This is a genomic window from Microcoleus sp. Pol12B4, from assembly GCF_036701385.1.
Lineage (GTDB): Bacteria > Cyanobacteriota > Cyanobacteriia > Cyanobacteriales > Microcoleaceae > Microcoleus.
Genome location: NZ_JAUBQR010000439.1, coordinates 1 through 1,438 on the forward strand (window position 1 = coordinate 1; position 1,438 = coordinate 1,438).

Annotated in this window: 2 protein-coding genes; both read left to right on the plus strand. The window is 35.9% G+C overall.

Translation table 11 applies throughout. The features are described from left to right. The first annotated feature begins 139 nt into the window (after positions 1-139). Positions 140-982, plus strand: a complete 843-nt coding sequence (locus QUA38_RS28870) for a transposase (RefSeq protein WP_333167943.1) — start codon at positions 140-142, stop codon at positions 980-982. A gap of 81 nt (positions 983-1,063) precedes the next feature. Then, positions 1,064-1,420, plus strand: a complete 357-nt coding sequence (locus tag QUA38_RS28875; RefSeq protein WP_333167945.1) for a hypothetical protein — start codon at positions 1,064-1,066, stop codon at positions 1,418-1,420. Positions 1,421-1,438: the final 18 nt, after the last annotated feature.

Genomic DNA, 1,438 nt, shown 5'->3' on the forward strand with positions numbered 1-1,438 from the left:
ATCAATACTTCGGACAGTTTTGGAACAGGGACGCTCCCCGAACAGAGACAAAAAATCCCTGGAATTTTAACCGAAACTCCCAAAAAAAGGCACTTTTTAGATTAAGCTCAAAAAATAGACGAACTTAAAAAAATGCCTGATGAATATTCTAGAATCAATTTTACAACAAATGTCAGGGATTAGTCAATCCCAAAAAAAGTTTATGGTGACCTTGTTTTCCACCATATTGCTTGTTTATGGCAAGGTAAACTTTACCAATCTGAGCCGTTACAGTTCGTTGAGTGAAAAAACTTATCGTCGGCATTTTTTGAAAAACTTTGATTTCGCAGAATTTAATCAATACTTTATCAATAAAGCCTTGGATTCTGAGCAAACTATTATTGCTGTAATCGATTGTTCATTTATTGACAAGAGTGGCAAAAAAACTGAAGGGAAAGCTAGCTTTTATAATGGTGTAGCTGGCAGACCAGAAGAGGGATTAGAAATTTCTGTAATTTCTGTGGTCGAAGTCGAAACTCATTTGTCTTATAGTGTGAGTGTACAACAAACACCCTGGCGTCCTCCCACAGAACTACCCAAAAATCCCCTCACTGCTCAAAGGAAAAGAAAATCAAAAAAACCAACTAAAAAAAAAGCACGACTATGCTCAACGCCTGAGATAACAAGAGTTGACGACTATGCTCAACATTTAAAAAAAACCCGTTCTTTATTGCCAGAATCTGTACGCTATTTGGTAGCTGATGGTTATTATTGCCGCGCTAAGTTCTGGGATGCTGTACGAAATTCAAATTTAAATTTGATTAGTAAATTACGCTCAGATGCCAACTTAAAGTACCTCTATACAGGTGAAAAAAATAAAATAGGTGCACCTCGTAAATACGATGGAAAAGTAGAATGTAATAAGTTAAAAAACTTAACCTTCATCAAAGAATTTCAACCGGGAGTTAAGCTTTACTCATTAGTAGTATGGAGTGTTTCTTGAAAATGCAAAATACGTTTAGCTTGTCTTTCAGAACTCCAACCCAATGGTAAAATCAAAAATATTTTATTATTCAGCACTGATATCGAGCTGACGGGTGAGCAAATACTTGAGTATTATCAGGCTCGTTTTCAGATTGAGTTTATTTTTCGTGATGCCAAACAATTTACGGGCTTATCCAATTGTCAATCTCGTAGTTGTCAATGCCTTGATTTTCATTTTAACGCCAGTCTAATTGCTTTAAATTTAGCCAAATATGAAGCTGATAATCGTCATTCATCTCCCAAGCCATTCGTGTTTTCCATGACCTCTTATAAACGCCGTGAATTCAATAGGCATATACTTTACACCTTTATTGATAAGTTAGATTTAGACCGGAATTTAATTTTAAATCACCCTAACCTTCCGTCAGTCCTATCCTATGGTACTCTCGCTGCTTAAAAACTGTCCGAAGTATTG